Here is a 24,982-nt window from a genome sequence, read left to right as displayed (position 1 = left end):
CTCTTCATCCGGTCAGCCACGCGGCGATACGCCGGGCCCGGGCGATGGCACGGTCCGCGGCCGAGGGGCGCCTCCGGTGGCGGTATTTCTCGACCCAGAGAAGCCGGGTGTCAGATCCAGCTGCGGCTATCCCGTCGATCGGGCGGGTCAAGGTGTGGAATGGCGTTGAAACTGGACAGGAACGTGCCCGTGTCGAGCACGCGAAAGCGGTGGATCGAGGAATTGTAAATCGGCAGAAGAACCTGGGCCAGGCGTTCCGGGTCAAGGTCCAGCGCCAGGCGCAGGGCCATGGCGATGACCCCGCCCGAGGTTACGCAAAGTACCCGGCGGCCCGGTTCGGCGGCTTCGTCCAGGACGGTGCGGATGCGCGCCTCGAAACCGGCGAAGGGTTCGGCGCCCGTGATCTCGGCGGCGTGCCAGGCCTTGAAGGTTTGCGGGATATGGGCGGCGAAATCCTGCTCCGAGGCCGGTTGGGCCAGCCCGTGGGTGATCTCGATGTCGCGGGCCAGCGCAAAGTAGTCCAGTTCGTTGAGCCTCTCGTCCGTGTGGTCGGCGGCCACGCCCATGCCCCGAGCGGTTTCACGGTGGCGGCGCATGGTGCCGGTCAGGACATGGTCGAAAGGGGATTCATGAAGGCGCATCCAGTCGCCCAGCCATTCGGCCTGTTGGTGGCCCAGGTGCGAGAGGCGGTCGTATTCTGCCTCGCTGGTGGCGCCGGTGTTGGCCTGTCCATGCCGGACCATGACGATCTCGCCCATCTTCGTCCCTTCCTTTGCGTTGCCGCAGGTGGGTCGCATGCAGTCGGCCGGGAGACAACTGGAAAGACGCGTGGCGCGCTCTAGCCTCCACGCTATGAAAAATGCACTTGTCATAGGCGCCTCGGGCGGGATCGGCGCGGCCCTGGCCGCGGAACTGGAAAAACGTGGCTACGGTGTGACGGGCCTGTCGCGCTCCGGCGATGGGCTGGACGTGACCGATGCGGATTCGGTTGCGCTGCACCTCGGTACGCTGGAGGGGCCGTTCGAGGCGATCTTCGTCGCCACGGGCACGCTGGCTGCAGGTGGCACGCCGGAGAAATCCCTTGCGGCCATCGAGGCAGGGCAAATGGCGGATGTGCTTGCGGTCAACACCATTGGCCCGGCGCTGGTCCTGGCGCATGTGGAGCGGCTTTTGCCGCGTGAAGGGCGGGCCACCGTCGGGGTGCTTTCGGCGCGGGTCGGGTCGATCGGGGACAACAGGATGGGCGGCTGGTATTCCTACCGCGCCTCGAAAGCGGCCGTTAACCAGGTAATCCATGGCGCGGCGATCGAGATCGGGCGCAAGCGCAAGCAGGCTGTGGTCGCGGCCCTGCACCCCGGCACCGTCGAGACTGCCTTCACCGCCGGGTATCCCGGGCATGACAAGGTCACGCCGGCGGACGCCGCGCGGCGACTGTGTGACGTGATGGCGGGATTGGACCCGGCGCAATCGGGTGGGTTTTTCGATTATGCCGGCAAGGAGATTCCCTGGTGACGCGGCTTGTTCTGGTCCTTGGGGACCAGTTGAGCGAGGATCTTTCGGCCCTGCGTGGGGCGGACAAGACGCGCGACGTTGTGGTCATGGCCGAGGTGAGGGACGAGGCCGCATACGTGCCCCATCACCCCAAGAAGATCGCGTTCCTGTTCAGCGCCATGCGGAAATTCGCGGTACGGCTGCGCGCGGCAGGCTGGGACGTGCGATACAGCCGGCTGGACGACCCCGAAACGGGCGCCGGCATCTGTGCCGAACTGCTGCGCCGCGCCGAGGAAACGGGCGCGTCCGAAGTGCTGGCGACCCAGCCCGGCGAATGGCGTCTTATCGAGGCGCTCAAGGCCTGCCCTCTGCCGGTGACACTCCTGTCCGACGACCGGTTCCTGTGTTCCCACGCCGAGTTCGAGGCCTGGGCCGATGGGCGCAAGGCCCTGCGCATGGAATATTTCTATCGCGAGATGCGGCGCAAGACAGGCCTGTTGATGGAGGGTGGCGATCCGGTGGGTGGCCAGTGGAATTTCGACCATGACAACCGCAAGCCCGCGCCCGGGTCTGTCGATTTCGGCGGGCCGAAGCGGTTCGCACCCGACGAGGTAACGCGCGAGGTTCTGGACCTGGTGCGTGACAGGTTCGGGGGCAATTTTGGCGATCTGGACGATTTCTGGTTCGCCACGGACCGCGAGCAGGCGCGCCGGGCGCTGGCCCATTGGGTCGAGGGTGGCCTGCCGAATTTCGGCGACTACCAGGACGCGATGCTGACCGGGGAACGGTTCCTCTGGCATGGCGTGATCTCGATGTATCTCAATGCGGGGCTGCTGGCCCCGATGGAGGTTTGCGACGTCGTGGAACGGGCGTGGCGCGACGGGAAAGCGCCGCTCAATGCCGCAGAGGGGTTCATCCGGCAGGTGATCGGCTGGCGGGAATACGTGCGCGGAATTTATTTTCTTGAAGGGCCGGACTACGTGACCCGCAACGCCCTGGGTCATGACCGGGATCTGCCGTCGATGTACTGGGGTGGCGAGACCGGGATGCAATGCATGGCAGAGGCGGTGGGCCAGACCCGCGCCGAGGCCTATGCGCACCACATCCAGCGCTTGATGGTGACGGGCAATTTCGCGTTGTTGGCCGGGGTCGAGGCGCGCCAGGTGCACGAATGGTACCTGGCGGTCTACGCGGATGCCTATGAATGGGTCGAGGCGCCGAACACGATCGGAATGAGCCAGTTTGCCGATGGCGGCATTATCGCGTCGAAGCCCTATGTCTCCAGTGGAAACTACATTCACAAGATGTCGGATTACTGCAAGGGGTGCGCCTATTCCGTGACCAAGAAGACGGGGGAGGGGGCCTGCCCGTTCAACCTGCTGTACTGGCATTTCATGGACCGGCACCGCGACCGGTTCGAGGGCAACCCGCGTATGGCGCAGATGTACCGAACCTGGGACCGGATGAACGCGGACAAGCGTGAGACGGTCCTTGCCGAGGCCGAGGACCTCCTGGCCCGGTTGGATGCGGGTGGGGTGGTCTAGCCGTGGGGTTTCACTGGTAAGCAGATGATGGCTTGCGTCCCTGTCCGAATTCGGGGGACGAGAGTGGTGCGCGCACTGTCGCAGGGTCAGGCGGCGCGCTTTACAAGAAACGGTACAAAGAGACTCAAGGCGAACAATCGAAAGACATGATGGGCCGCGACAAACGCGGGTTCCAACCCGGTTTCCACGGCGAGGGCGGCCATGACTTCGACACCCCCCGGTGCAAAAGCCAGCAGCAACGCCCCCGGGGGCAGTCCGACAAGGCCGGCCGCCAACCAGGCCCCGCCGGCAGCGACGGTGCAAGCGACGAGGGTCGTGACAACGCCGGCCACCAAGGCCTGCATCAATCCGCTGTGGTCCACGCCGCTCAAGCGGGTGCCGATCAGCGAGCCCATGCCGACGAAGGCGATCAACGTCAGCCAGGGCGGCAGGATGCCGGGCGTCAGGTCCAGCCCGTGACCCAGTGCGGAGATGCCCATGGCGCCCATCAGGATCGGCGCCGGAATACCAAGCCTTTCGAAGAGAACGCCCAATATCCGGGCCAGCGGGACAATGACCAGAAGTGGGACCAGCGAGATCACGCTCCTGTCTGCCAGGGGCGCGCTGCCCTGAACGCCCCAGATCGCGATAAGGACCGGGACCAGAACGGTCAGCATCAGGACCCGGATGGTCTGCACAAGCACCAGCTTCGGGACGTCAACCCGCAGGCCCAGCGAAAGGCCGAGGACATAGCTGAGATGGCCAGGCGTCGCGCACAGTAGGGCCGTCATCCGACCATAGCCGAAGCCGCGTTGCAGAACTGTCGTGGCGAGAAGAATGGTGACAATCAGCGACAGTGTCAGCACCGCCAGCGACAGCGGCCAAGTCAGGGCGGTTGCGATCACCTCGGGTGTGACAGTGCTGCCGATCTGCAGTCCCAAAACGAGGAAGACTGCATTCCTGAGAGGGTGCGGAACTGACACCCGCCATCCCATGAGCGCGGCGATGGATACGCTAACCGCCGGTCCGGTCAGGACCGCCGCCGGAAAGCCGATCAGCCAGAACAGCACCGCCCCGGCCGCTCCGACGAGCAAAGTCCGAGCGGTTTCCCGATGCGAGGTTTCAATCGCCGTCATAGGTCCATCGGTAGCCCGGTGGGGTCGGGCCCTTGTTGCGTCCGCCCTGCTCGGTCTGCTCCCAGGCATGAGCCAGAAGACCGACTGAGCGCGATAGGCCGAAGAATCCCCGGGCCAGCGGCGCCGGGCAGCCCAGTTCGGCGTATATGACGGCGGTGGCCCCGTCGATGTTCATCGGGATCGGCTTGCTGCTTTCGCTTTCAAGATGGCCAGCAATGGCGCGGCCGATCCCGGCGTAGGTTCCCGAAACGGCACCGGCCCGTGCGGCCTCGTCCACCAGATCAAGCAGACGCGGCGCGCGCGGGTCCGTCGGCTTGTGGAAACGATGACCATAGCCCGGGATGTATCGGCCATGTTCAGTGCGCCAACTGTCGAGCGTCGCGCCCAATTGCTCCGAACCGGCGGTCTCGCACCGCTGAAACAGGGTTATCGCCTGTTCCCCGGCACCGCCATGGACGTCTCCGAGCATGTTCAGCCCGGTGGCCATGGCCGATTGCAGCCCGACCCCACAGGTGGCGGCCATTCGCGCCGCGGCGATCGAGGGTGCCTGCGGGCCATGATCCACCGCCGCCACCAGCGCCGCTTCGAACAGGTCGGCACGGGGGCCGCTGATCTGCTGGCCTGTGACCAGCAGCCAGATCATCCGGGCGAATCCGGTATGGCCGATCAGGTCCTCGACAGGTTTTCCGCGCAAGTGAATGCGCCCCGGCTCCATGTCGATGATCCTGGTGCGCCACCAGTCGCTGACGTCGCGTGATGATGTCACGTGGCCCCCTCGGCTTTCATCTGTCTGATTTCGTCGATTGAGTAGCCCAATTCCGTCAAGAGCCTGTTGCTGTCCTGGCTCAGGACCGGGGGCGGTGTGCCGACGGTCGGACGCACACCGTCCAGCAGCGCCCCGACCGAGGCGAGGTCGACGGCCCTGTCCAGGCCGGCGACCGCGTCGAAGCGGACCACGAAATCCCGGCCTGTGATCTGGGGATGGGCCAGTATCTCGGGCACCGACAGGACCGGTCCGGAGGGCACGCCGATCTCATTGAGTTCGCGCGCCCAGTCGCGTGCCGACCGCGTGGTCAGGACGGTCTCGAGTTCCGCCTTCAGGCGTAGCCGGTTGGCCTTGCGGTCCTCGCGGGTGGCGAAAGCGGCGGCATCCAGCAGGTCATCGCGGCCCAGATGCCGCGCCAGAAGCACCCATTGCGCGTCCTTGTTGGCGGCGATGTTGACCAGCCCATCGGCGCATTGGAATGCGCCGGACGGTGCGGAGGTGGGGTTCTCGTTGCCGTGCGGGTGCGGGTCCACATCCCCCACAAGGTAGTTCGACAGCACCCATCCCATCGTCGCGAGCACCGACTCCAGCATTGAGACATCAATGAAGGTGCCGCGCGGATCGGCGTTGAGGGCCGCGTTGATCGTCATCGCGGCAGTCAGGCCACCGACCGTGTCCGCAAGAGGATAGCCGACGCGCAGCGGGGCACTTTGATCATCACCGGTGATCGACATCACCCCGGCCACGCCCTGCACGATCTGGTCATAGGCTGGCCTGTCCGCCCATGGCCCGGTCTGGCCGAAACCCGAGATCGCACAGTAAATGAGTTCCGGACGGATGGCCTGGAGCGTTTCGTATCCCAGACCCAACCGGTCCATGACGCCTGGCCGGAAGTTCTCGACAAGCACGTCCGCGGTCTTGACCAGCCGCTCGAGCGCCTCCTTGCCCCGCCGTGTCTTCAGGTTGAGCGTAAGAGAGGCCTTGCCGGCATTCTGTGCCAGGAAGCTGATGCCCATGCCCTTTGCGGAAAGCGCGGGGTCCGCGCCGAGATTACGGGCCAGATCGCCTTGTCCGACGGACTCGACCTTTATGACCTCGGCCCCGAGATACGCCAGCTGATGGCAGGCGAAGGGCCCGGCCAGGACATTGGTCAGGTCAAGCACCCGAACCCCCGAGAGGGGGGCGGAGCGGTGTTCAGTCGCCATCGGCGACACCTTCGGCCCGCTTGCGTGCGCGCCGGGCGCGGTAGCTTGGCAGAAGGATCAGTAGCAGCGCCAGCACCAGAAGACCCAGCGTCATCGGACGTTCAAGTATGAAGTCGGCGCCACGGTAGAGCTGCATCGACCGGGCGAAGTTGTCTTCAAGCATCCTGCCCAGAATGAAGCCGATCAAGAGCGGCGCCAGCGGGTAATCCGCAAAGCGGAAGATCGACGCCATCACACCCAGACCGACCAGCATCAGCAGTTCTGTCGCGTTGTTCTGGCCGATGTAGGCCCCCATGAGGGTGAAGAACAGGATGAACGGGATCAGGTAGTTGCGCGGGATGGAGAGGATCTTGGCGATGTAGGGGATCAGGGGCAGGTTGAGGATCAGCAGCACGACGTTCCCGATGAACATGGAGATGATGACCGCCCAGAAGATCTCCGGCGTGTCGGTCATGAGCCGCGGGCCGGGTGTCACGTTTAGCGCGATCAGCGCGCCCAGCAGGATTGCAGTGGTCCCAGACCCCGGGATTCCCAGCGTCAGCAGCGGCACGAAGGACCCCGTGCAGGCCGCGTTGTTGGCTGTCTCGGGCGCGGCCAGCCCCTTGACCGACCCGTGACCGAATTCTGCCTGATCCTCGCCCTTGGCGATGTTGCGCTCGACCGCGTAGCCCAGAAATGAGGCCAGCGTCGCCCCTGCACCCGGCAGTACGCCGATGAAGAACCCCTGGATGGACTGACGTCCGATCACGGGAACCATGGCCCGGCCCTCACTCCGCGAAAAGCGCAACCCCGTGATCTTCTGGGAACCCCCGTCGTCGGTAGAGCCACGCGCCGGGTTCAGGACCAGGAACAGCGCCTCGGGCAGGGCGAACATGGCCATGGCCAGCGTGATGAAGGAAATGCCCGACTGCAGGTCCATCAGCCCCAGCGTGAAGCGCGGCATGTTGAACAGGGCGCCTTCGCCCACCGTGGCCAGAATCAGTCCAAGTATCGTCATCATCAACGCCTTGCTGACCTGTCCCGTACCGGCGAAGGCGGCGATCGCCGAAAGCCCCACGACCATCAGCGCGAAATATTCTGCCGAGTGAAACAGCAGGGCGACCGAACTCAGCGCCGGGGCGAATATCATCATGAGGATCACGCCGATCATGCCACCCGCGAAACTTGACACTGCGGCGATGGTCAAAGCCTTGCCGGCCTGACCCTTCCGCGCCATCGGGTAACCGTCGAAACTGGTGGCGACCGTGCCGGCGATGCCCGGCGCGTTCAGCAGTATGGAAGAGGTCGAGCCACCGAAAACGGCCCCGTAATAGACCCCCGCCAGCAGGATCAGGGCTGCCGCCGGGTCGCCCAGCGTGATCGCAACCGGGATCATGATCGCGATGATCGACATCGGCCCCAGCCCCGGCAACATGCCGATGAAAGTGCCGATGAGGCAGCCAGCGACCACAAGCAGCAGGTTCTGGATCGAGAACGCGGCCTCCAGGCCGATCATGATACCTTCAAGCATGGCTCAATTCCCCAGAAAGAATGGAAAGGGCCGCAGGAAGATGCCCAGCACCTGCTGGACTAGGTACCACACGAAGCCCGCGGCGATCAGCGCGACCGGGATCATCACGTGGAACTTGCGCTCACCCAGGACCGTGCTGCCCGCGACAAGAAAAAGCGTGGTCGCCATGAGAAAACCGGCGGGCCGAAGGAGCAGCGCATAGGCCACCATCAAGCCCAGCAAGGCCAGCGCCTGACCCAGCTTGTATTCGTGAAGGCGGCGATAGTTGATTTCCGTGGCAGAGGGCTCCTTGTCGTCACCGGGTTTTTCCAACCCCAGCAGGACGACGAGCCCCACCAGAATCCCGAGCACCGCCAGCATCTTCGGAAAGGTCGAGGGCCAGACCGGGTTGCTCTGCATGAATGGCGGCACGTCCTGATCCATGGTGAAAAAGGCCAGGTAGCCGTAGCTGCAGCAGAATACGATGAAGATGAGCGCAATCCAGCGATCCAGCGCCATGGTCATGTCCTCCCGGGAATGATCTGTGCCGTGCGACACCGCCCACTGTCGGGCGGTGTCGCTTGTCTTGCCCGCCGCCGCGCGCGGCGCCGGGAAAGATGGGTGGCTTCAGAGGAAGCCCAGTTCCGTCATCAGGTCCCCGATCACCTTTTCCTGATCCACAAGGAAACTGCGGAAATCATCACCGGGATTGAAGATGTTGACCCAACCGTTGCGGGCGCGCACTTCTTCCCAGGCGTCGGTTTCATACATCGCCTCAAGAGCCGAGATGTACTGGGCAACCTTTTCGTCCGAAGCGCCGGGGGCCGCGAAGAACCCGCGCCAATTGACGAAGGAGGTGTCGATCCCCTGCTCCATGAAGGTCGGTGCCGTGTCGTAGGCCGGCACCCGCTCTTCGGCCGTCACGCCCAGGATGCGCACTTCCCCTTGTTCTGCAAGGGCAATCGCCTCGGAGAAGCCGGTCGAGAGGGCATCGATCTCGCCCGAAAGCATGCCGGCCATGGCCTTGCCGCCCGCGTCATAGGGGATGTAGTTCAGCGCGGTCGGGTCTTCGCCAGCCGCCTGCATCACCATCGCAGCGACCAGGTGGTCCATGCCGCCGGGCACGGACCCGCCGCCAACCGCAAAATCCGGACCTTGTTCACTGTAGGCGGCCAGCAGACCGTCCATGCCCTCGATGTCGCTGTCCGCCGGAACGACGAGCGCAGCGTAGTCGCCGATCGTGCCCGCCACCAATGTCAGGTCGCGGAAGCTCTGCGGGAACACGCCGGTCAGCGACCGGATCACGATCGGGGTCGAGTTCACCATCAGCGTGTTGTCGAGGCTGTCGGCGTTCTCGATCATGTAACCGATCGCCTTTCCGCCGCCGCCACCGGACATGTTCTCGTAGCTGGCCGAGCCTACAAGCCCGGACTTGGTAAGTGCCTCGCCGGTGCCGCGCGCGGTGCCGTCCCAGCCGCCACCTGCGCCGCCGGGAATGATGAAGTGCAGGTCGTCAAGGACCTGGTGTCCCTCGGCTTGCGCCGACCCCGAAAAGGCCAGCGTGGCCGCGGCCGCAGCCATCACGACTCGGCGAGTCATTGTCATTCTCATGCTGTTTCCTCCCATTTGACAGGCAGTCCTCCACCGCCCATGGTCAAGTCTGATCATAGAAAGCTGACAGAAGCCTGACACGGCGCCGATCGGGAGGACAGCAGGTGAGATATCTTCTGGTCGAGGACAATCTCGACCTGGCCGAGGCAATCTCAAACAGGTTGGCGCTTGATGGTCACGCCGTGGACCACGCGGGCAGCCTGGCCGACGCGGACGATTGCCTCGCTGTGGCACGCTATGACCTGATACTGCTCGACGTCATGCTGCCCGACGGGGATGGCCGGGAATTTCTCGTCAAACGCCGTGCAGAGTTGCAAACCCCCGTCATTGTCCTGACCGCGCGATCCCGTGTGTCCGACCGCGTCGGTGCCCTTGACGGGGGCGCGGATGATTACGTCACGAAACCCTTCGACTTCTCGGAGCTGGAAGCGCGCTGTCGGGCGGTCTTGCGGCGGCGCGGGGGCGTGGCACGCAACGAGATTGCGCTTGGGGCCGCAATTTTTGACCCATTGGCAGGCACTCTGCACCATGCGGGCCGGACGCTTGACTTGCGAAACCGTGAAATCCGACTGCTCGAGGTATTCGCCCGCTTTCCCGGGCAGATCCTTTCGAAAGGCCAGTTGATGGACCGGCTGTTTTCGCACGATGTGGATGTCACCGAGAATGCGATCGAGGTTTACGTTGGTCGTTTGCGCCGCCGGATTCAGGACATGGGCCTGCGGATCGAAACCGTCCGCGGATTGGGCTACCGGATGGAGCCAGCGGAAACGTGATCGTTACCGGATCCATCGGACGCCGGTTGACCTATCTCCTGGCCGGGGTCGCGGCACTCTTGTCCGTGCTCAGTTGGTGGATGGTGTCTGAACTGGCCGGCGAAGCCGCGGAGCGCACACAGGACAACGTGCTTGCAGCCTCTGCGACGGCAATCGCCGAAACCCTGCGTTCGGAACAGGGCGAAGTCCGGCTCGAACTGCCGTATTCCGCCTTTTCCATGCTCGGCTCCATCGGAGAGGACAAGGTCTTCTACAGGGTGACAGCCGATGCGGGTCTCTTGACGGGTTATGCTGACTTGCCCGCCATATCTGCGCCGCCGGCGATGGGGCAGGTCGTTTTCGATACCGGGTCCTTCGGCGAAGAGACGATCCGGATGGCAACCGTCTCAAGGGTCGTTCTGGCCGGCGCCGAACCGGTTCCGGTAACCGTCACGGTTGCCCAGACCCGCAACGGAGTCGCGCAGATCTCAGCCGGGCTGTCGCGATTGGCCGCGATCTTCTCTGTCGCTTTTTTCATGCTCGCGGCGGTTCTGTCGGCCATTGCCGCCCGGAAATCACTCAAACCGCTCAATGAGATCGCGGCGGCAGTGTCGCGGCGCGGGCCATCTGACCTGCGCCCTGTCGAGCGCGATACGCCGGAGGAACTGGTCCCGCTCATGGCGTCGTTGAACAGTTTGATGGAGCGCCTGGGCCAATCAATCCGCAGGTCCGAGGATTTCATTGCAGAGGCAGCGCATCGCGTAAGAACGCCGCTTGCCACTGTCCGGACCCAGGCCGACATCGCCCTGCGCTCGGTCGGGGATGAAACCCAGCAACAGAGGCTGCGGGCCATGATCCGCGCCGTTGATGAAAGTTCGCGTTCGGCTGGTCAGCTCCTCGATCACGCTGCCGTCGCCTACCGCACGGATGATCTTGCCCGGTTGCCGATCAACCTGGCCGACCTCGCGAAGCAAACCGCGGCCGCCCTGGACGCCTCGGCGGCGATGAAGGACATATCGCTGAGTCTCGAGACGGAACCAGTCCAGGTCACGGGCGATCCGGTTCTCCTGGAGAATGCGCTTCGCAATGTTCTGGACAACGCGATCAAGTATTCGCCCGAAGACACCGAGGTGAAAATTCGCCTCACCAAGACGGCCGAAGATGCGCGCATCAGCATCACCGATCAGGGCCCCGGCCTTGGAGATGGCCCCGCGCGGGCCCTGACCGAACGGTTCCGCAGGGGCAACAATACTCAGGGGATTGTCGGTTCAGGCCTTGGCCTGACCATCGTTGAAGACGTGGTGTCGGCGCATGGTGGGCAGGTGGACCTGAAAACCAGAGATGGAGGAAACGGCGCATGCGTTACGCTTGTCTTGCCTTTGTGATGATGGTCTGGGCATCGCTGTCCAATGCCATGGTCATTGAAAACCAGAGGTCCTACGAGGGGTCCGGCGATCAGGTGCTGCGCATTCTGTCCACTGCCGACCTCGAGGTTTTCGAACCCTATATTCTCGCGTTTCAAGAGAGGCGACCGGAGTTGTCGGTCGACTACACTGTCGTGTCCTCCGCAGAACTGTATCGCGCCATCAGGCAGGGTGCGGCATTCGACCTTGCGCTGTCGTCGGCGATGGACCTTCAATTCCGTCTCGCGAATGACGGTTTTGCCCAAAGCTATCGTTCGGATGCAACGGCGGCCCTTCCGGCATGGGCACGTTGGCGAGACCTGATATTCGGCTTTACCGCCGAACCGGCCGTGGTCGTCTTGTCGACCGACCGGCTTGACGGACTCGAGATTCCCTCGACTCGGCAGGAATTGATCAATCTGCTTCGGGAGAATCCCGATGTGTTCGGTGGCGCAGTCGGGACCTACGACGTTCGCGAGAGCGGGCTTGGCTATCTCTATGCCACGCAGGAGTCCCGTGCCACTGATGCCTACTGGCGGCTCACCGAGGTCATGGGGCGCCTCGATCCACAACTCTACTGCTGCTCGGGGGAGATGATCGACGATGTTCGCGCGGGCCGACTGGCGCTGGCCTATAACGTCCTCGGCTCCTATGCGGCGGAACGCATAGCGCGATATAGCGGCGGTCGTGTCAAGATTCTGCGCATGCAGGATTTTTCCAACGTCATCCTGCGGACTGCAATCGTTCCGAAAGCCGCGCAACAGCCGGAAGCAGCTGGTGCGATGATCGATATGCTGGCCGATCTCGGCCTGCGAGAAAAGCCGGGAAATTGGCATTTGCCACCGCTGATTGCAGCGGAAATGGGGCGAGCATCCAGCTTTGGCCCGATCCGCCTTGGGCCGGCGCTCATGGTCTACCTCGACCCTCTCAATCGGCGAGCCTTTCTCGCGGAATGGGAAGATTCCATGGAGCAACCCTAGGATCAGGATGCCTCGTTCATCCCTGCTCGGCGTGGTGGCAGTGTCCCGAGGCGTGGTGTACCAGCGCCGACCCTCGCAAAGGCCCCAGGGTTGGCACGCATGAAGGGCATTCTCGACGTGGGCGTTTGGCGCCTGGCACCATCCCGGCCATCACTTCCAGACGGACCTGTTGCACGCCCTGAGCGCCTCTGCCGTGCTACAAGCCGTCCAACACAAGTCCGGCCGTGTCGGCCGTGTCGCGCCAAGTTGGCAGGCTTTCTCCGGCAGCCAAGGCCGCGGCCGCGCACCTGCCATATGCCCCTTCGTCCGTCAGCAGGTCGGCCAAGGCATCGGCGAAGGCCCCCGGATCATCCGTGGCGACGAGACGGCCGGCCGCAGCCGGAACCGTCTCCGGGACGGCGCCGGTGCGACAGCTGACGATCGGCAGGCCATAAGCGAGCGCCTCGTCGAAGACCAGGCCGTAGCCCTCGTAGCGCGTGGCGAGAGCGAAGAGCGACGCCGTCGCATAAAGGTCGGCCAAGTCGGTATCGGATACATAGCCGGCCAGCGTCACCCGGGCGCCCAGGCCCAACTCCTCACGCAGGTTCGCTAGTTTCCGGGCGAACTCCGCGTCGTAGGACTGGCCCACGATCACGGCGGTCCAGTCCAGGTCCGTCAGACGCGCCAGCGCCCGCAAAAGGATATCATGTCCCTTGCGCGGATGCTGGATGCCCACGCAGAGGATCAGCGGTGGCCTGACCGGTGCAGGCGCCCGGGTCGGCCGGTCAGTCCCGGGCCGCGCGATGGTGATCCGCTCCGCCGCGACGCCAAAGGACCCTGTCAGCATTGCTGCCGTGGCCGGGCTCGGCACCAGGACATGGTCGATATGGGCGAGGTTCGCGCGTTCGATCTGAAACAGGTGTTCGCGGCGATCCGGGTCAAGCCCGACTTCCAGCGCCAGCGGGTGATGAACCATGGCCACACTTGGCACATGCAGCCGTGCCAGCGCATCCGTGTCCAGTGTCGCCGAAACGAACCCGTCGAGGATCACGGCGCTGTCCGGGTCCAGACTTTCGAGCTGTGCGATGGCATCTGCCATGTCCGTCGCGTTCGGGTCGGGAAACGAAGCTCCCAGCCGCAGGTGACGCACGTCGCGGCCTTGGCCGCGCAGCCCTTCGAGCAGACGGCGTTCGTAGAAGTAGCCCCCGGTCGGCGTCGTGATGTCGCCCGGGATCGCAAATGCCGCGCGTCGCAGGTTCATGCCAGTTGCTCCGGCGCGTAGACGGCCAGCACCCGCCGTTCCGCCGCCCCCACCAACACGTAGCCGAGCGCGGAAAGTGCCGAGACCAGCACGACTGACGACCACAGAACGTCATAGTCTGAAAGCGAGGCCGACAGCGCCATCAGGCTGCCAATGCCCGATCCGGTGGCCAGCCACTCGACGACCGTCACGGCAAGGACCGAGGCCGGGACTGCCATGCGAGCGGCTGCGAAAAAGGCCGGCAGCATCGCGGGGATGCGCACGCGGACCAGTCGTGCCCATGGCCCTGCGGCATAACTGTCGAAGACGGACATCACCTGGCCCGGCGCCTGTCTCAGGCCGTGCAGGCAGGCCACGAAGGTGGGGAAAAAGACCATGACGGCGACAAGGACGATGGTCCCCACGGCCCCGCGCCCGATCAACAGCACCACCAGGGGCGCGGTGGTTACTATGGGAACGGACCGGAGCGCAATCGCCAGCGGCATGGCAGTACTGGCAACCACGGGAACGAGAACCAACAGCGCCGCAAGCGTCGCGCCCGCCAAGAGCCCCGCGAGGTAGCCCGGGATGAGATAAACAACACTCTCGGTCAGCGCTTCGCCGATCGTGCGCCGGGTCTCCGCCGCATCGGGGGCCAGCAGGAGCGCGTTGACCACATCGCCCGGACCCTTGGCGAAAAAGGGGTTCAGATCGAACACCCATATCGCCCCCGCCCAGCCGCCGACCGCCAGAACAAGCAGGACGCCCGTATCGACCCAGCCCTCCGGACGACGCGTGCCCGGCGGCGCAGACGCGGCAAGAATCAGTGGCGGTTGCTCCAGCAACACCCGGCGGGCAAGCGCACCGATCGCAAGGTAGGCCAGGATCGCCACCATTGTCGCCACGCTCGCAAGCCCCCAGGTCATTTCCACGTCGAGTGCCCGGATTGCCCGGATCGTCAGCACGCCCATTCCGCGCTCGGCGCCCGTGAACTCGCCCACCATCGCGCCGAGGAACGCTGCCGGCGCCGCGATCTGCAGCCCGGCGAACAGGTAGGGCAGTGCCGCCATGGCCCGCACATGGATCAGTGCGGACAGCCGACCGCGCCCATAACTGCGCACGAGGTCGAACCAGCTGGCAGGCGCGGCGCGCAGGCCCACAAGGAGCGGAACGAGAGTGGTGTAGTAGACCGCGAGCGCGGCCAGCGTGATCTGTGGGCCCGGCCCCGGTCCGAAGAAGACGCGCAGGATCGGCCCCGTCGCGACCAGGGGCAGACAGAAAACCAGCAGCGCGAGCCCGGTGATCACGCGCTCGCTTCGCGGCCAGATCAGCGCAAGCCCGGCAAGCATCACAGCGGCAAGGTTGCCTATCGCGAACCCGGCCGCCGCGTTGCCGAGCGTGACACCAAGCGCGCGCGTCATCAGTTGCCAGTCGCGCATGAGATAACGCGCCACTTCGCTGGGCGCGGCCAGCACGAAGGCATCGGTCAGACCGCGGCCTGCCGCCTCCCAGCCGACAAGCAGCAGGAGCGCGCCGAGCACCGGGCCGAATGCGACGCGCCCGCGCCGCCGCGAGGCCACCAGCGGTTCGGCACCGACACCCATGGGGTTCATTGGGCGGCCAGCGGCGGGTTGGCGGTCGCCATTCCCTGGGCGAGCGCCGCGAAGACGCGGTCGGTCAAGGCGATGGCCCGGTCGCCCCGGCCCGCATCCTTGGCGCGCGGGCGCGGCAGATCAATCTCGATATCGTCCACGATCGCGGCAGGGCGCGGCGACAAGACGATGACCCGGTCTGACAAAAGCACCGCCTCGCTGACGGAATGGGTAACAAGGATCGTCGTCGTGCCACGCGCTTCCCAGATCCGGGGCAGATCCTGCGCCAGCTGCCTCCGGGTCAGTTCGTCGACCGCTCCGAACGGCTCATCAAGAAGCAGAAGGCCCGGACGCGTTGCAAGTGCCCGCGCGATGGCAGCGCGCTGGCGCATGCCGCCCGACAGTTCGGCGGGGCGCGTGTCGCCAAACCCTTCCAGGCCGACCAGGGCGATCAACTGGTCGATTTCCGATGACTCCACGCGCCGCCGCGCGAGGGTCAGCGCAAGCTCCATGTTTCCGCGCACACTTCGCCACGGGAGGAGGGACGGGTCCTGAAACGCCACCGACAGGCCAGCGCGCCGGAGTGTCGCCGCGGGCGGTGCCCCGCCGATCTCGACCGTGCCGGCACTCGGGCTCTCAAGCCCCGCCACCATCCGCAGAAGGGTCGATTTCCCGCATCCAGATGGCCCCACCAAAGCGGTGGTCCGGCCTGCCGTGAAGGTCAGGTCGATCGGATGGACCGCCTCGGTGCGACCGGCGAAGGTCTTGGCAAGGGAAGCGCACACGACTTCCGGAGGGGGGGTCACGTCACGTGCCATGGACCTCTTCGAGAATGGAGCGATCCCACAGGTCCGGCGTAACGGTCCGCCCAAGAAGAGCGAGCGTCTCGATATTGGCGGCGACGGTGTCATCCGTCCACCAGCCGAAGCCATTGGCGTCCGTCAGATCGGAAAACATCAGCGGCACCTGCCGCGCGGCCTGTAGTTTCTGCGTTTCCGGATCGAGGCCCGCATCCGGGAACATTCCCACTGTCAATGCGGCGGCGGCATCCGTGTCTTCGCGATAGGCCTCCCATCCGCGCACCTCGCCCGACATCAGTGCGACCAGCTCCTCGCGGCGATTGGCAAGGCTGTCATCGGTCGCGATGTAGGTCTGGGAATGCACGGCATAGCCATGGTCGGCCATCAACATGGTCAGGCTGTCGACGCCCTGCATCGCCATCGCGACTGGCAGGTCCGTTTCCCAGCAGAGCAGGCAGTCAACCTCGCCTGCCAGCAGGGGCTGGGCGGAATACTGGGTCGGGACGATCTCGATCTCGTCGATATCGACGTCGTTCAGCGTGCAGAGGGCCTGCAGGACCGGCGTGTTGGCCAGCGCCATGCCAATCCGCTTGCCCACCAGATCTGCGGGCTCGTTTACCGGGTTGGCTGGCAGCGACGCGATCACGAACGGGTTCTTCTGCATCGCCACCCCGAGGATCTTGAACGGCGCGCCTTGTTCGACGGCCGCTGCGGTGTAATCGGCCGCGGAAATGCCGACAAGTGCCGTTCCGGACACCACGGGCGGCTCGACCGGCGCGTTTGGCCCACCGGGCAGCAACGATACGTCAAGCCCGGCATCCGACCACCAGCCACGGTCCAGCGCGATATAACTCCCCGCGAATTGAGCGGAATGCAGCCAGGAAAGTTGCAGGCTGGCGGTGGCTTGCGCCGACGCGCGAGGCACGGCGGCAAGGGTCAGCGCGCCCGCGCCAAGTGTCGCGGCGCCGGTTCCAAGAAAGGTGCGGCGGTTCGGGGTCATTCTCATTTTCTGTTCCTTGCAGTTCTCGGACAGAGGGTAGAGGTGAACCGGTAAGAAACAAGGCAACGGCTTGGGTTGGATCGTTCCGCACGGCTCACGGCATGGTCAAGGGCCCATTTCCTGAGGGCTTTGCCCGCGGTTTCAGCCACAACATGACGATTCCGGGCATAACCGCCGCGACGAAGACCAGCCCGAAGGCCACGCTTGCCGCCAGTCCGTCGCTGGCCGCCACGCCGGCGACGGGCAAAAGCGTCACCGCAGCACCCTCTCTCAGGCCCCAGCCCGAAATGGAGATCGGTATGACCATCGTGAGGAGGACCAGCGGGACAAGTGCTGTGACAGCGCCCGGGCTGAGCTCCGCGCCAACCGCCCGCGCGGCGCATGTGAATGCTGCCAGGTTGCAGACCGTGGTGCCGAGGCTGAAAACGACCTGTCTGGGCCAGACGTTGCGGGCTGCCAGTGCCCTGAGGAAGGCCCTCCCGAGGTGGCGGGCGGTGCGCCCTGCGGCGCCCGGAAGCGCGCGCGCTCCGAGCGCCAGAACGGGCAGGCTCAAGCCGATTGCCAGCAGTAGTGCGACAGGCCCGAGCAGCCACCGCGGCCACTCCAAACCGCCGGGAAACGCAAGGGTCGCCATGAAGGCCACGCCGAGCGTGGCGAAAAGGCCGATCTGCCCGGCCAGCCGCTCGAACAAGACCGCCTGTCCCGCCGCCAAAAGGCCCGCTTGCCCCCGTGAGCGCACGGCACGGCCCGCGTCACCCGCCATTCCGCCCGGCAGCGACTGGTTCACGACCTGCGAGAGATAGTATTCTCGCAGGGCTTGCCCGGTCGGCAGCGCGATGCCCAACTGCCGGGCTGTCAGTTGCCAGCGCAGCGCCGACAGCACGGTCTGGACACTCAGAAGCACGAGCGCCAGCGCGAGCCACCGCCAGTCAGACGCGGCAAGGCTGCGCGCCGCCTCCGGCCCATCCGCTGCGCGCCAGATCATCGCGAGCAGGCCCAGGGCGACGACGACTTGTGCGATCCTGATGATCCAGCCGGGGATTCTGGGGCCGGGCGGTCTCAACTGTCCGCGCCCGTACCGGGTGGGCGAGAATACGCGTCCAGGATCAGATCGCGCATGCGCGCCATCGACAAGACCTCTGACTGGTCTTCGGGAAGAAGGCCCTCGGTCCAACCCCATCCCTCGACCGGGCTCACCAGGGCTTTTGGGCCAATGACATGAACCGGCACGTCAGGACGTCCGTCCAGCGCGACGAAGTCCGCCGCCTGGTGGTCGCCCACCACGAAAATAAGTGGCGGATCGGGGGCGTGCAGCGCGGCATAGTCGAACACGACCCGCAACGCATAGTCGATGGCGCGGCGGTACTGGTCGCGCACGCGATCCCGGTCGCGCCAAACCGCCTCGGGCGTTTCGCCCGATGTGGCCATGGCGTTGAAGATGCGGCCATCGCCGATTTCATCCCATGCAACGAGGTCGGGCACCGGAACCCATGGGGCGTGCGACGACCCAAGCGCGAGTTGCGCGAACAGCGGCCTGTCGTCCCCGGCCTCCCGCAGCAACCGGTCCAGTGCGGCGAAAGTGAACTGATCGGGCATCGTGACCCAATTGAACGGTAGCCCGGCGTAGCCGAGGTCATCGGCGGCCAACACGGTTTCGAAGCCCATCAAGGAGGATTCCGGCCAGTCGAGCGTTATTTGTGGCATGACCGCGGCGGTATGGAATCCCGCGTCGGAGGCAAGGTGGAACAGTGTGCGACGCCCACTGGAAAGGACGGCGCCGTAGCTCATCTGGTCGGTGACCCAAAGTCCGTTGGAAAAGGTCGCATGGCTGAGCCAGCTTTGCCCGCCACGCGTGGGCGCACTCAGAAACCCCGAGCGGATGGACAAACCCAATTTCCCCAGCCTCTCTTCGGCCGCACTCAGCGTGGCGCGGTGGGTCTCGGCGTAGAGCGGTGTGTCCAGGCTTGCACGGCCATAACTTTCGACAAAGACAATCAGCACATCCCGATCGATCCCTTCCAAAAGGCCCGCATGCGCCGCGTAGGGGTCGTTGCCCGCCGCCTCCTTGAAGGTCCGCAAGTTGGCCAGTGTCATGCGCACCGTCTCGATGCGCTCGACGCCGACCCGGGCGGTGAATGCAGCACCGGGCGGGTCAAGCGGAAGAGTCCAGCGCCCCATGGCATGGCCGACCTGGACGGTCGCGACGCCGGCAAAAAGCATGGATGCAGCCGCCGATGTCCACGCAAGGGCAGGTGGTGCTGCGATCCGGGCCCAAACCCCACTGGCCCACCACACGGCCCAGCCCGTGCCAGCGCCGGCCACCAGGGCGATAAGCATGACGATCAGGGTCAGGGCGTGGCCGATGGCTCCGGTGGCAAGGCGCAGTCCTGCCTCGACAAGCGACATGTCAGCAACCGGGTTGAAGCCGCGTCCAAGCGCCGTGAACATCAAGAAGTCCGCCGTTTTGAGCAGCGCGAGCGTCATCAAAACCGCCACCAGGAACCCGCGCACCACGGTGCTCCAATTTGCCAAGGGCATCGCGATCAAGCCCAGCAGGATCACCGGAAGCTCCAGCGGCAAGACCCAGAGCGCTTCCCGGGTCATTGCCGCGGGATGGTTGGGCTGGATCAGAAGCAGGTGAAAAATCAGTGCCGCGACGGCCAATCGCAGCGCGCGTTTTCGCAGCTCTCGGGTCATGCACGGCGTCGCCACAGCCATGCCACGTCACGTGCGAATGACCACACCAGCAGAGCGGCCACGGCAGGCACGAGGGCCTGAGCGATGCCACCGGGCAGAATGGGTGCCTGCAGCGCGATCAGCGCGCCCAGTTGGGCCACGCAGACGACCTTGCGGCTGAACCGTTCTGGCACGTTCCGGCGCATCCACGGGGCCGCCCAAGCCGCTGCGACAAAGATGTATCTTGGCAGGCCCAGCACGATCGCGGCGGTGCCCGCACCACCTGCCAGGGCGGCGTTCAGGGCAAGGATGAATGCCAGGAGGGAGTCGACTTCCATGTCGAAGCGCGCGCCGAATTCCGAGGCGTAGCCCTGCCGACGGGCGAACCAGCCGTCGACCCCGTCTAACGTCAGCGCAACCGTCGCGACGACGAAAACAAACCAGGATGTGCCGCCACCCGACGCCAGCGGGGCCACCAACGCCATGGTAAGCGCCAGACGTGCCAGCGTGACCACGTTGCAAAGGCCGAGGTGGTCGTAGGGGTAATCCCGTTGTAGCGCGCGCGCCGCCAGCGCTGCCGTCCCTGTGAAAAACAGACAGGCCGCCGCCTTCGGGCCAAGTCCCAGGCCGGGCGTCAGGGCCAAAAGGACGAAGATGGCCAGCCCCAGACCCCCTGCGGCCGCTGCGAACTCACCCAGCGGCGCGATCGTGCGTGACCGCGTGCTGAGGGGCAGACGGTTTGCATCAGGGGATCTTGCGTAAGACACCAAGGAAATATGGCGCGGCCCCGCAGACAGTCAAGCCAGACGATCGCCCCTTGAAGCAAGCTGAACGAGGCGTAAGATGACGGTAAATGGGGTAATGCAGTGACACCTTCCACCCTCCGGTATCGCCTTCCGGCGCGCTTGTTTCATTGGATCATGGCAATCCTTGTTTTGGCCATGCTTCCCGCTGGCGTCGTGATGGTGCAACAGGGCCTCGACCGATCTCTGCAGAATACCTTGTTTGTATTCCACAAGAATGTCGGTGTGCTTCTCCTGATGCTTGTGATCGCGCGCGCGGTCTATCGATGGGGGCACCCGCCGGCAGCGCTTCCCGCGGAGTTGCCCGGCTGGCAGCGTCGGATCGCGGGCCTGTCCCATGCCTCACTATACGCGCTCCTTTTCATCATGCCGATTGCGGGCTACATCCGCGTCAAGGCCGGGGGCTTTCCCATCGAAACGCTTGACTTGCTGGGTGTTCCGTCCCTGGTTCCGCGGTCGGACGCGCTGGCCGAGGTTGCAAAGACGGTTCATTACTTCGCGGCGATCCTTTTCGCCGGGGTTATCGCATCCCATGTCGCTGCGGCCGCTTATCATGGCATCATCCGCCGCGACGGCGTCTTTTCACGCATGTGGCCCCCATTTTCGGGACGCGGGGGGTAACACCGCTTGCTCGACCCCATGCTTGGTCTAGCTTTCGCAGAGCGTGAGTCATTTCCGGCTCTGACGAACAGAAGGCTTTCCAGCTGCCATGTCGCTTGCAGAACCCCGCTCAGGCGCCGGTGCCGCAACGGCCGCGTGGCATGCACCGCGGACCATGGCGGTTCTGTTGACGCTTGGCCTGACAGTGGCGGTCGTGTCGGCATTCGCGACCAGCGTGACGACCTGGACATCTTCCGCCCGCATCGCCTTGCCGCTTGTCGCCGTCACCGCGGTCTGGATTTCCGGCGGTGCTGCAACGGCGCTTCTTGGCCTGCTTTTGCGCCCGGCGCAGCGGGCGGATGTGGCCGCGCACTGGCGCCCGTCCACCCGAACAGCAATCCTTGTGACCCTGTGCAAGGAAGATCCACGGCCCATCGCACGCCACCTCCAGGCCTTGCACCCTGCGCTCCATCGGGCGGGGCTTGGTGAGGGGTGTCAGATCTTCGTGCTGTCCGATACCACGGGCGCCGACCATATTGCGCGCGAAGAGGCGGCACTGCTTCCCCTGCGGGACGCCGGTCTTCTGAGCTACCGGCGCCGGGCCCGGAACACAGGGCGTAAACCGGGCAACATCGGCGCATGGGTGGACACCCACGGCGCGCACTTCGATCACATGCTGGTCCTAGATGCCGACAGTCGCATGGCGGCCCGGCGCATCGCGTGCATGATCCGGCAGATGCAACAGCGACCGATGCTGGGCCTTCTGCAAGCCGGTATCGCGCTTCGATCGGGACGGACGCACTTTGGCCGCCACCAGCGTGTCGCCGCTCGACTGTTGTCGGGCGGTTTCGGACGCGGTTTCGCGGCCTGGAGCGGTGACAGCGGCAATTTCTGGGGGCACAATGCGCTAATCCGCGTGGCCGCCTTCCGTGCCGCCCGCACCTTGCCTGACCTTCCCGGCGATGCACCGTGGGGTGGCGCGATCCTCAGCCACGATTTCGTGGAAGCTGCATGGATCCGACGCGCTGGCTGGGCCGTGGTCCTGGACCCGGCGACGGACGGCAGCGCTGAGCAGGCGCCCCAAACCATCGCTGCGTTCCACGCCCGTGACCGCCGTTGGTGCCAAGGTAACCTTCAACATCTGCGCCTCCTGGCCGCGCCGGGCCTGGACCCGGTCAGCCGCGTGCACCTGGCGATGGGTGTTCTCAGCTATCTGGTCGCGCCGATCTGGTTGATCCTCGTTCTCCTCGTCGCATTCGGCAGCGTGCCACTGTCAGGGGTTCTGCCGCTGGCCGTCGTGGCCATGATACTGCTTCTGCCCAAGCTCTGCGCGCTGCTGGATCGGTGGCATGGCGCGCGCACGCCGCGACGGCGCGCAGTCTTGCTGCGCGCATCCATCGGCGAACTGGCCGTCTCTAGCGTCATCGCGCCGTTGATGATGCTGCGGCAGGCGGGCAGCGTTGTCGCCGTTTGCCTGGGGCGCGATTGCGGCTGGAAATCCGGCAACCGCAAGGGCGGGGCCCGGCTGCGACCCGGCCACGGCGAAGCTGCGGCGGGCTGGGGCCTTGTGCTGTCGGCCGCCGTTATGGCCGGACCGGCGGCAATATGGCTTGCCCCCGTCGCCCTGCCGCTCTGCTTCGCGCCACTGGTCATGCGCCTGATGGATGCACCCGCATGATGCGACGGAGAAGCTTCCTGTCTGGGGTCACCGCGGCGGCCCTCTTGCGGCCGCGAAACGCCAGTGCGCAACCACTCCATGGTTTGCTGGACAAGGCGCGGCACCTTGCCGGTCGCCCCTATTCGCAACCGTCGCGACCGTTGCCCGCGCCCTTCTCGGGGCTGACCTATGACGCCTACCGCGGCATCCGGCCGATTCCGGGGCGCGCGGCCATGCTGCCCCACGGCCCCGGGTTCGCGGTCGACCTGCTTCCGCCGGGCCTGTTCTTCCCCGATCCCGTCCGCGTTGACATCGATCGAGGGGACGGCCCCGAGGAAATTGCCTTTGCACCGGGGCTATTCGATTTCGACCCACGCTATTTCGACACCGTGCCCGACACGGCGCCCGGCGCGGGATTCTCGGGGCTGCGCCTGCGCCATCCGCTGAACGCGCCTGGGCTGATGGACGAGGTGCTGGTCCTGCAGGGCGCAAGCTATTTCCGCGCCCTCGGGCAGGCGATGGTCTACGGCCTGTCGGCACGCGCCGTGGCGCTGGGCACGGGCGGCCCCGCCCCCGAGGAGTTCCCCCGCTTCACCCACCTGCGCCTGCACCGGCCCGACGGGGCTGAGGTTCGCATCGAAGCGGTGATCGACAGCCCCTCGCTGGCAGGCCACCTGGACATGACATTGCGCCCCGGTCGGACCACGATATGCGAACTTGCCGTCACGCTGCTGCCGCGTCGCGAGATCGCCGATATCGGCGTGGCGCCGCTGACGTCGATGTTTCTCAAGGGTCCGCTTCGCGCCTCGGTCAGCGATGATTTCCGTCCAAGGGTCCACGACAGCGACCTTTTGCTGATCGAGAACGGGGCGGGTGAACACCTCTGGCGGCCGCTCTCGAATCCGGCGCGGCTTGAAACCTCGGCCTTTCTCGATGATGGCCCGGTCAGCTTCGGCCTGTTCCAGACCCGCCGCGCCTTCGCCGATTTCGAGGACACCGAGGCGCGCTACCACGATCGCCCCTCCGCCATCGTGCGCCCCGGGGGCGATTGGGGGCGCGGCGCCGTGATGCTGGTCGAGATCCCCACGGACGACGAGTTCATGGACAACGTCGTCGCCTTCTGGCGCCCAGAGGCGCCGCTGGCCTCCGGCGGCGAATACCGTTTCGCCTATTCCGTCAGCTGGACCCGGGAGGACGCGGCACCCGATGCCGGGCGCGCCGTCATCCAGAGCCGTAGCGGGCGAGAGCACGCGCGCCCCGGCACCCGCCGCTATGTGATCGACTTGACCGGATCGCCGGAGGGGCTTGATCCCGAGATCACCGGCCCCGATTCGGTAGAGATCGACGGGGTAAGCGCCTTCGCGCTGCCGGGTGGCGGCACCCGCCTGACCTTTCTTGTGCGGCCCCGAGACGTGGAGACCGCCGACATCCGCGTGGTTCTGCACGACAGTGCCGGCGCGCCTTCGGCGCCGGTCTGGCTTCATCGCTGGACCCGTGCGCGCGACGGCGGCGTCTAGCCTAGCCCTGACACCGCAGCTCTATCTCGGCTCGCAGTGGCCGGTGATCCGAGGCCCCTCTGATTCCCTGACCGTCGAGCGCCTGCGCCTGTAACACCCGTGCGCCCCCGGCCCCGAGAAACCGGTCCAGCGGCAGCACAGGGCGGCGCACCGGAAAGGTGGCGGGGGCGGGGCCGGTGAACTTTTCGCCCAGCACGGCGCGCGAGAATGCCGCGCCCCCCCAAGGCCGCCATTCGTTCAGGTCGCCGCACAGGATCGTGGGCCGTGCGGGCCTGCGGAACAGATGCTGCCCCAGCGTCCGCATCTGCGCGATCCGCAAAACCTGTGTCAGCGACAGGTGCGTGCCCACAACCCGCATCGGGCTTCCGTCCTTGCGCAAATCCGCAATCACCGCTCCGCGATGGCAATGACCCGGCAAATCCAGAAGCGTGATCCGTTCCATCTCTATCCCATGGCCTGCGAGGAAAACGACCCCGAGAAAGCCATGGCTGTCCTCGCCCCACCGGCTATCATGGCCGAGGTGGACATTTCGCAGGCCGGTGCGTGCCTCCACATCGGCCAGGTCGAGGATTCCACGGTGCGGTGGCCGCTGTTCATCGGCCTCCTGAAGGATGACCAGGTCCGCCGGTTGCGCAACGACCTCCCGCGACAGCACGTCTGCCGTGCGACCCGGGTCGACGACACCGTCTTCACCGCGTCCACGGTGAATATTCCAGCTGATGGTCGACAGGCGTGTCACAGGAGCGGGCCCGGTCCAAGAAT

General features: G+C 65.5%; 23 protein-coding genes. 8 read left to right on the top strand and 15 right to left on the bottom strand.

Annotated elements, in window-relative coordinates:
• Positions 1 to 110 precede the first annotated feature (110 nt).
• Entirely contained in the window at positions 111 to 758 is a 648-nt protein-coding gene (locus tag VJ897_RS02385; RefSeq protein WP_324052899.1) for a histidine phosphatase family protein, read from the bottom strand.
• Positions 759 to 852: 94 nt separating this feature from the next.
• On the opposite strand from VJ897_RS02385, the gene VJ897_RS02380 reads away from it, so the two are divergent.
• Positions 853 to 1,512, top strand: coding sequence for an SDR family NAD(P)-dependent oxidoreductase (locus VJ897_RS02380; RefSeq protein WP_324052897.1), 660 nt, complete (start codon positions 853 to 855; stop codon positions 1,510 to 1,512).
• Positions 1,506 to 3,035 carry a cryptochrome/photolyase family protein gene (locus VJ897_RS02375; RefSeq protein ID WP_324052929.1) on the top strand — a complete coding sequence of 510 codons (1,530 nt, stop codon included), beginning with the start codon at positions 1,506 to 1,508 and terminating at the stop codon, positions 3,033 to 3,035. Before VJ897_RS02380 ends, VJ897_RS02375 begins: the two co-directional genes overlap by 7 nt.
• A gap of 86 nt (positions 3,036 to 3,121) precedes the next feature.
• Here the strand turns inward: VJ897_RS02375 and VJ897_RS02370 are convergent, their stop codons facing one another.
• The 6 genes from VJ897_RS02370 to VJ897_RS02345 all read right to left on the bottom strand — a co-directional run bounded on the left by VJ897_RS02370 (position 3,122) and on the right by VJ897_RS02345 (position 9,221).
• A complete protein-coding gene (locus VJ897_RS02370; RefSeq protein ID WP_324052895.1) occupies positions 3,122 to 4,150 on the bottom strand; it encodes an AbrB family protein in 1,029 nt (342 codons plus the stop codon).
• On the bottom strand, positions 4,137 to 4,916 hold the full coding sequence (locus tag VJ897_RS02365) for a citryl-CoA lyase (RefSeq protein WP_324052894.1): 780 nt from the start codon (positions 4,914 to 4,916) through the stop codon (positions 4,137 to 4,139). Before VJ897_RS02365 ends, VJ897_RS02370 begins: the two co-directional genes overlap by 14 nt.
• The gene (locus VJ897_RS02360) at positions 4,913 to 6,121 is read right to left on the bottom strand and encodes a CaiB/BaiF CoA transferase family protein (RefSeq protein WP_324052892.1); all 1,209 of its coding nucleotides are present in this window, start codon (positions 6,119 to 6,121) and stop codon (positions 4,913 to 4,915) included. Before VJ897_RS02360 ends, VJ897_RS02365 begins: the two co-directional genes overlap by 4 nt.
• Complete coding sequence (locus VJ897_RS02355; RefSeq protein WP_324052890.1) at positions 6,111 to 7,631, bottom strand: tripartite tricarboxylate transporter permease; 1,521 nt, start codon at positions 7,629 to 7,631, stop codon at positions 6,111 to 6,113. The genes VJ897_RS02360 and VJ897_RS02355 overlap by 11 nt, the downstream gene beginning before the upstream one ends.
• Positions 7,632 to 7,634: 3 nt before the next feature.
• Positions 7,635 to 8,129, bottom strand: coding sequence for a tripartite tricarboxylate transporter TctB family protein (locus VJ897_RS02350; protein ID WP_324052889.1), 495 nt, complete (start codon positions 8,127 to 8,129; stop codon positions 7,635 to 7,637).
• Positions 8,130 to 8,237: 108 nt separating this feature from the next.
• Positions 8,238 to 9,221 carry a tripartite tricarboxylate transporter substrate binding protein gene (locus tag VJ897_RS02345; RefSeq protein WP_324052888.1) on the bottom strand — a complete coding sequence of 328 codons (984 nt, stop codon included), beginning with the start codon at positions 9,219 to 9,221 and terminating at the stop codon, positions 8,238 to 8,240.
• Between the two features lie 104 nt (positions 9,222 to 9,325).
• Here VJ897_RS02345 and VJ897_RS02340 point away from each other — a divergent pair, with 104 nt between their 5' ends.
• From VJ897_RS02340 to VJ897_RS02330, 3 genes are read left to right on the top strand one after another with little or no spacing between them, the layout of a single operon-like run.
• Positions 9,326 to 9,994, top strand: a complete 669-nt coding sequence (locus tag VJ897_RS02340; protein WP_324052886.1) for a response regulator transcription factor — start codon at positions 9,326 to 9,328, stop codon at positions 9,992 to 9,994.
• Positions 9,991 to 11,358 carry a sensor histidine kinase N-terminal domain-containing protein gene (locus tag VJ897_RS02335; RefSeq protein ID WP_324052884.1) on the top strand — a complete coding sequence of 456 codons (1,368 nt, stop codon included), beginning with the start codon at positions 9,991 to 9,993 and terminating at the stop codon, positions 11,356 to 11,358. Before VJ897_RS02340 ends, VJ897_RS02335 begins: the two co-directional genes overlap by 4 nt.
• The gene (locus VJ897_RS02330; RefSeq protein ID WP_324052882.1) at positions 11,331 to 12,356 is read left to right on the top strand and encodes an ABC transporter substrate-binding protein; all 1,026 of its coding nucleotides are present in this window, start codon (positions 11,331 to 11,333) and stop codon (positions 12,354 to 12,356) included. The genes VJ897_RS02335 and VJ897_RS02330 overlap by 28 nt, the downstream gene beginning before the upstream one ends.
• 196 nt (positions 12,357 to 12,552) lie before the next feature.
• Here VJ897_RS02330 and VJ897_RS02325 read toward each other — a convergent pair whose 3' ends face one another.
• From VJ897_RS02325 to VJ897_RS02295, 7 genes are all read right to left on the bottom strand, one after another.
• On the bottom strand, positions 12,553 to 13,596 hold the full coding sequence (locus VJ897_RS02325; RefSeq protein WP_324052880.1) for a glycosyltransferase family 4 protein: 1,044 nt from the start codon (positions 13,594 to 13,596) through the stop codon (positions 12,553 to 12,555).
• A complete protein-coding gene (locus VJ897_RS02320; RefSeq protein WP_324052878.1) occupies positions 13,593 to 15,179 on the bottom strand; it encodes an ABC transporter permease in 1,587 nt (528 codons plus the stop codon). The genes VJ897_RS02325 and VJ897_RS02320 overlap by 4 nt, the downstream gene beginning before the upstream one ends.
• Before the next feature lie 5 nt (positions 15,180 to 15,184).
• On the bottom strand, positions 15,185 to 15,985 hold the full coding sequence (locus VJ897_RS02315) for an ABC transporter ATP-binding protein (protein WP_324052876.1): 801 nt from the start codon (positions 15,983 to 15,985) through the stop codon (positions 15,185 to 15,187).
• Positions 15,975 to 16,973 (bottom strand): ABC transporter substrate-binding protein, encoded by a 999-nt coding sequence (locus VJ897_RS02310; protein WP_324052874.1) that lies wholly within the window; start codon positions 16,971 to 16,973, stop codon positions 15,975 to 15,977. The genes VJ897_RS02315 and VJ897_RS02310 overlap by 11 nt, the downstream gene beginning before the upstream one ends.
• A gap of 88 nt (positions 16,974 to 17,061) precedes the next feature.
• The gene (locus tag VJ897_RS02305; protein WP_324052872.1) at positions 17,062 to 18,030 is read right to left on the bottom strand and encodes a lysylphosphatidylglycerol synthase transmembrane domain-containing protein; all 969 of its coding nucleotides are present in this window, start codon (positions 18,028 to 18,030) and stop codon (positions 17,062 to 17,064) included.
• Positions 18,027 to 19,664, bottom strand: coding sequence for a sulfatase-like hydrolase/transferase (locus VJ897_RS02300; RefSeq protein WP_324052870.1), 1,638 nt, complete (start codon positions 19,662 to 19,664; stop codon positions 18,027 to 18,029). The genes VJ897_RS02305 and VJ897_RS02300 overlap by 4 nt, the downstream gene beginning before the upstream one ends.
• Entirely contained in the window at positions 19,661 to 20,410 is a 750-nt protein-coding gene (locus VJ897_RS02295) for a CDP-alcohol phosphatidyltransferase family protein (protein ID WP_324052869.1), read from the bottom strand. Before VJ897_RS02295 ends, VJ897_RS02300 begins: the two co-directional genes overlap by 4 nt.
• 99 nt (positions 20,411 to 20,509) lie before the next feature.
• On the opposite strand from VJ897_RS02295, the gene VJ897_RS02290 reads away from it, so the two are divergent.
• The 3 genes from VJ897_RS02290 to VJ897_RS02280 all read left to right on the top strand — a co-directional run bounded on the left by VJ897_RS02290 (position 20,510) and on the right by VJ897_RS02280 (position 24,220).
• Positions 20,510 to 21,067, top strand: a complete 558-nt coding sequence (locus VJ897_RS02290; RefSeq protein WP_324052867.1) for a cytochrome b — start codon at positions 20,510 to 20,512, stop codon at positions 21,065 to 21,067.
• 88 nt (positions 21,068 to 21,155) lie between these two features.
• Entirely contained in the window at positions 21,156 to 22,724 is a 1,569-nt protein-coding gene (gene mdoH / locus VJ897_RS02285; RefSeq protein ID WP_324052865.1) for a glucans biosynthesis glucosyltransferase MdoH, read from the top strand.
• Positions 22,721 to 24,220 (top strand): OpgD/OpgG family glucan biosynthesis protein, encoded by a 1,500-nt coding sequence (locus VJ897_RS02280; protein WP_324052864.1) that lies wholly within the window; start codon positions 22,721 to 22,723, stop codon positions 24,218 to 24,220. Before mdoH ends, VJ897_RS02280 begins: the two co-directional genes overlap by 4 nt.
• Position 24,221: 1 nt before the next feature.
• On the opposite strand, the gene VJ897_RS02275 is transcribed toward VJ897_RS02280, so the two are convergent.
• Positions 24,222 to 24,959, bottom strand: a complete 738-nt coding sequence (locus VJ897_RS02275) for an endonuclease/exonuclease/phosphatase family protein (protein WP_324052862.1) — start codon at positions 24,957 to 24,959, stop codon at positions 24,222 to 24,224.
• Between the last annotated feature and the right edge of the window lie 23 nt (positions 24,960 to 24,982).

This window comes from Salibaculum sp. (assembly GCF_035270045.1).
GTDB lineage: Bacteria > Pseudomonadota > Alphaproteobacteria > Rhodobacterales > Rhodobacteraceae > Salibaculum.
This window is presented reverse-complemented; position numbering and strand designations above follow the sequence as displayed.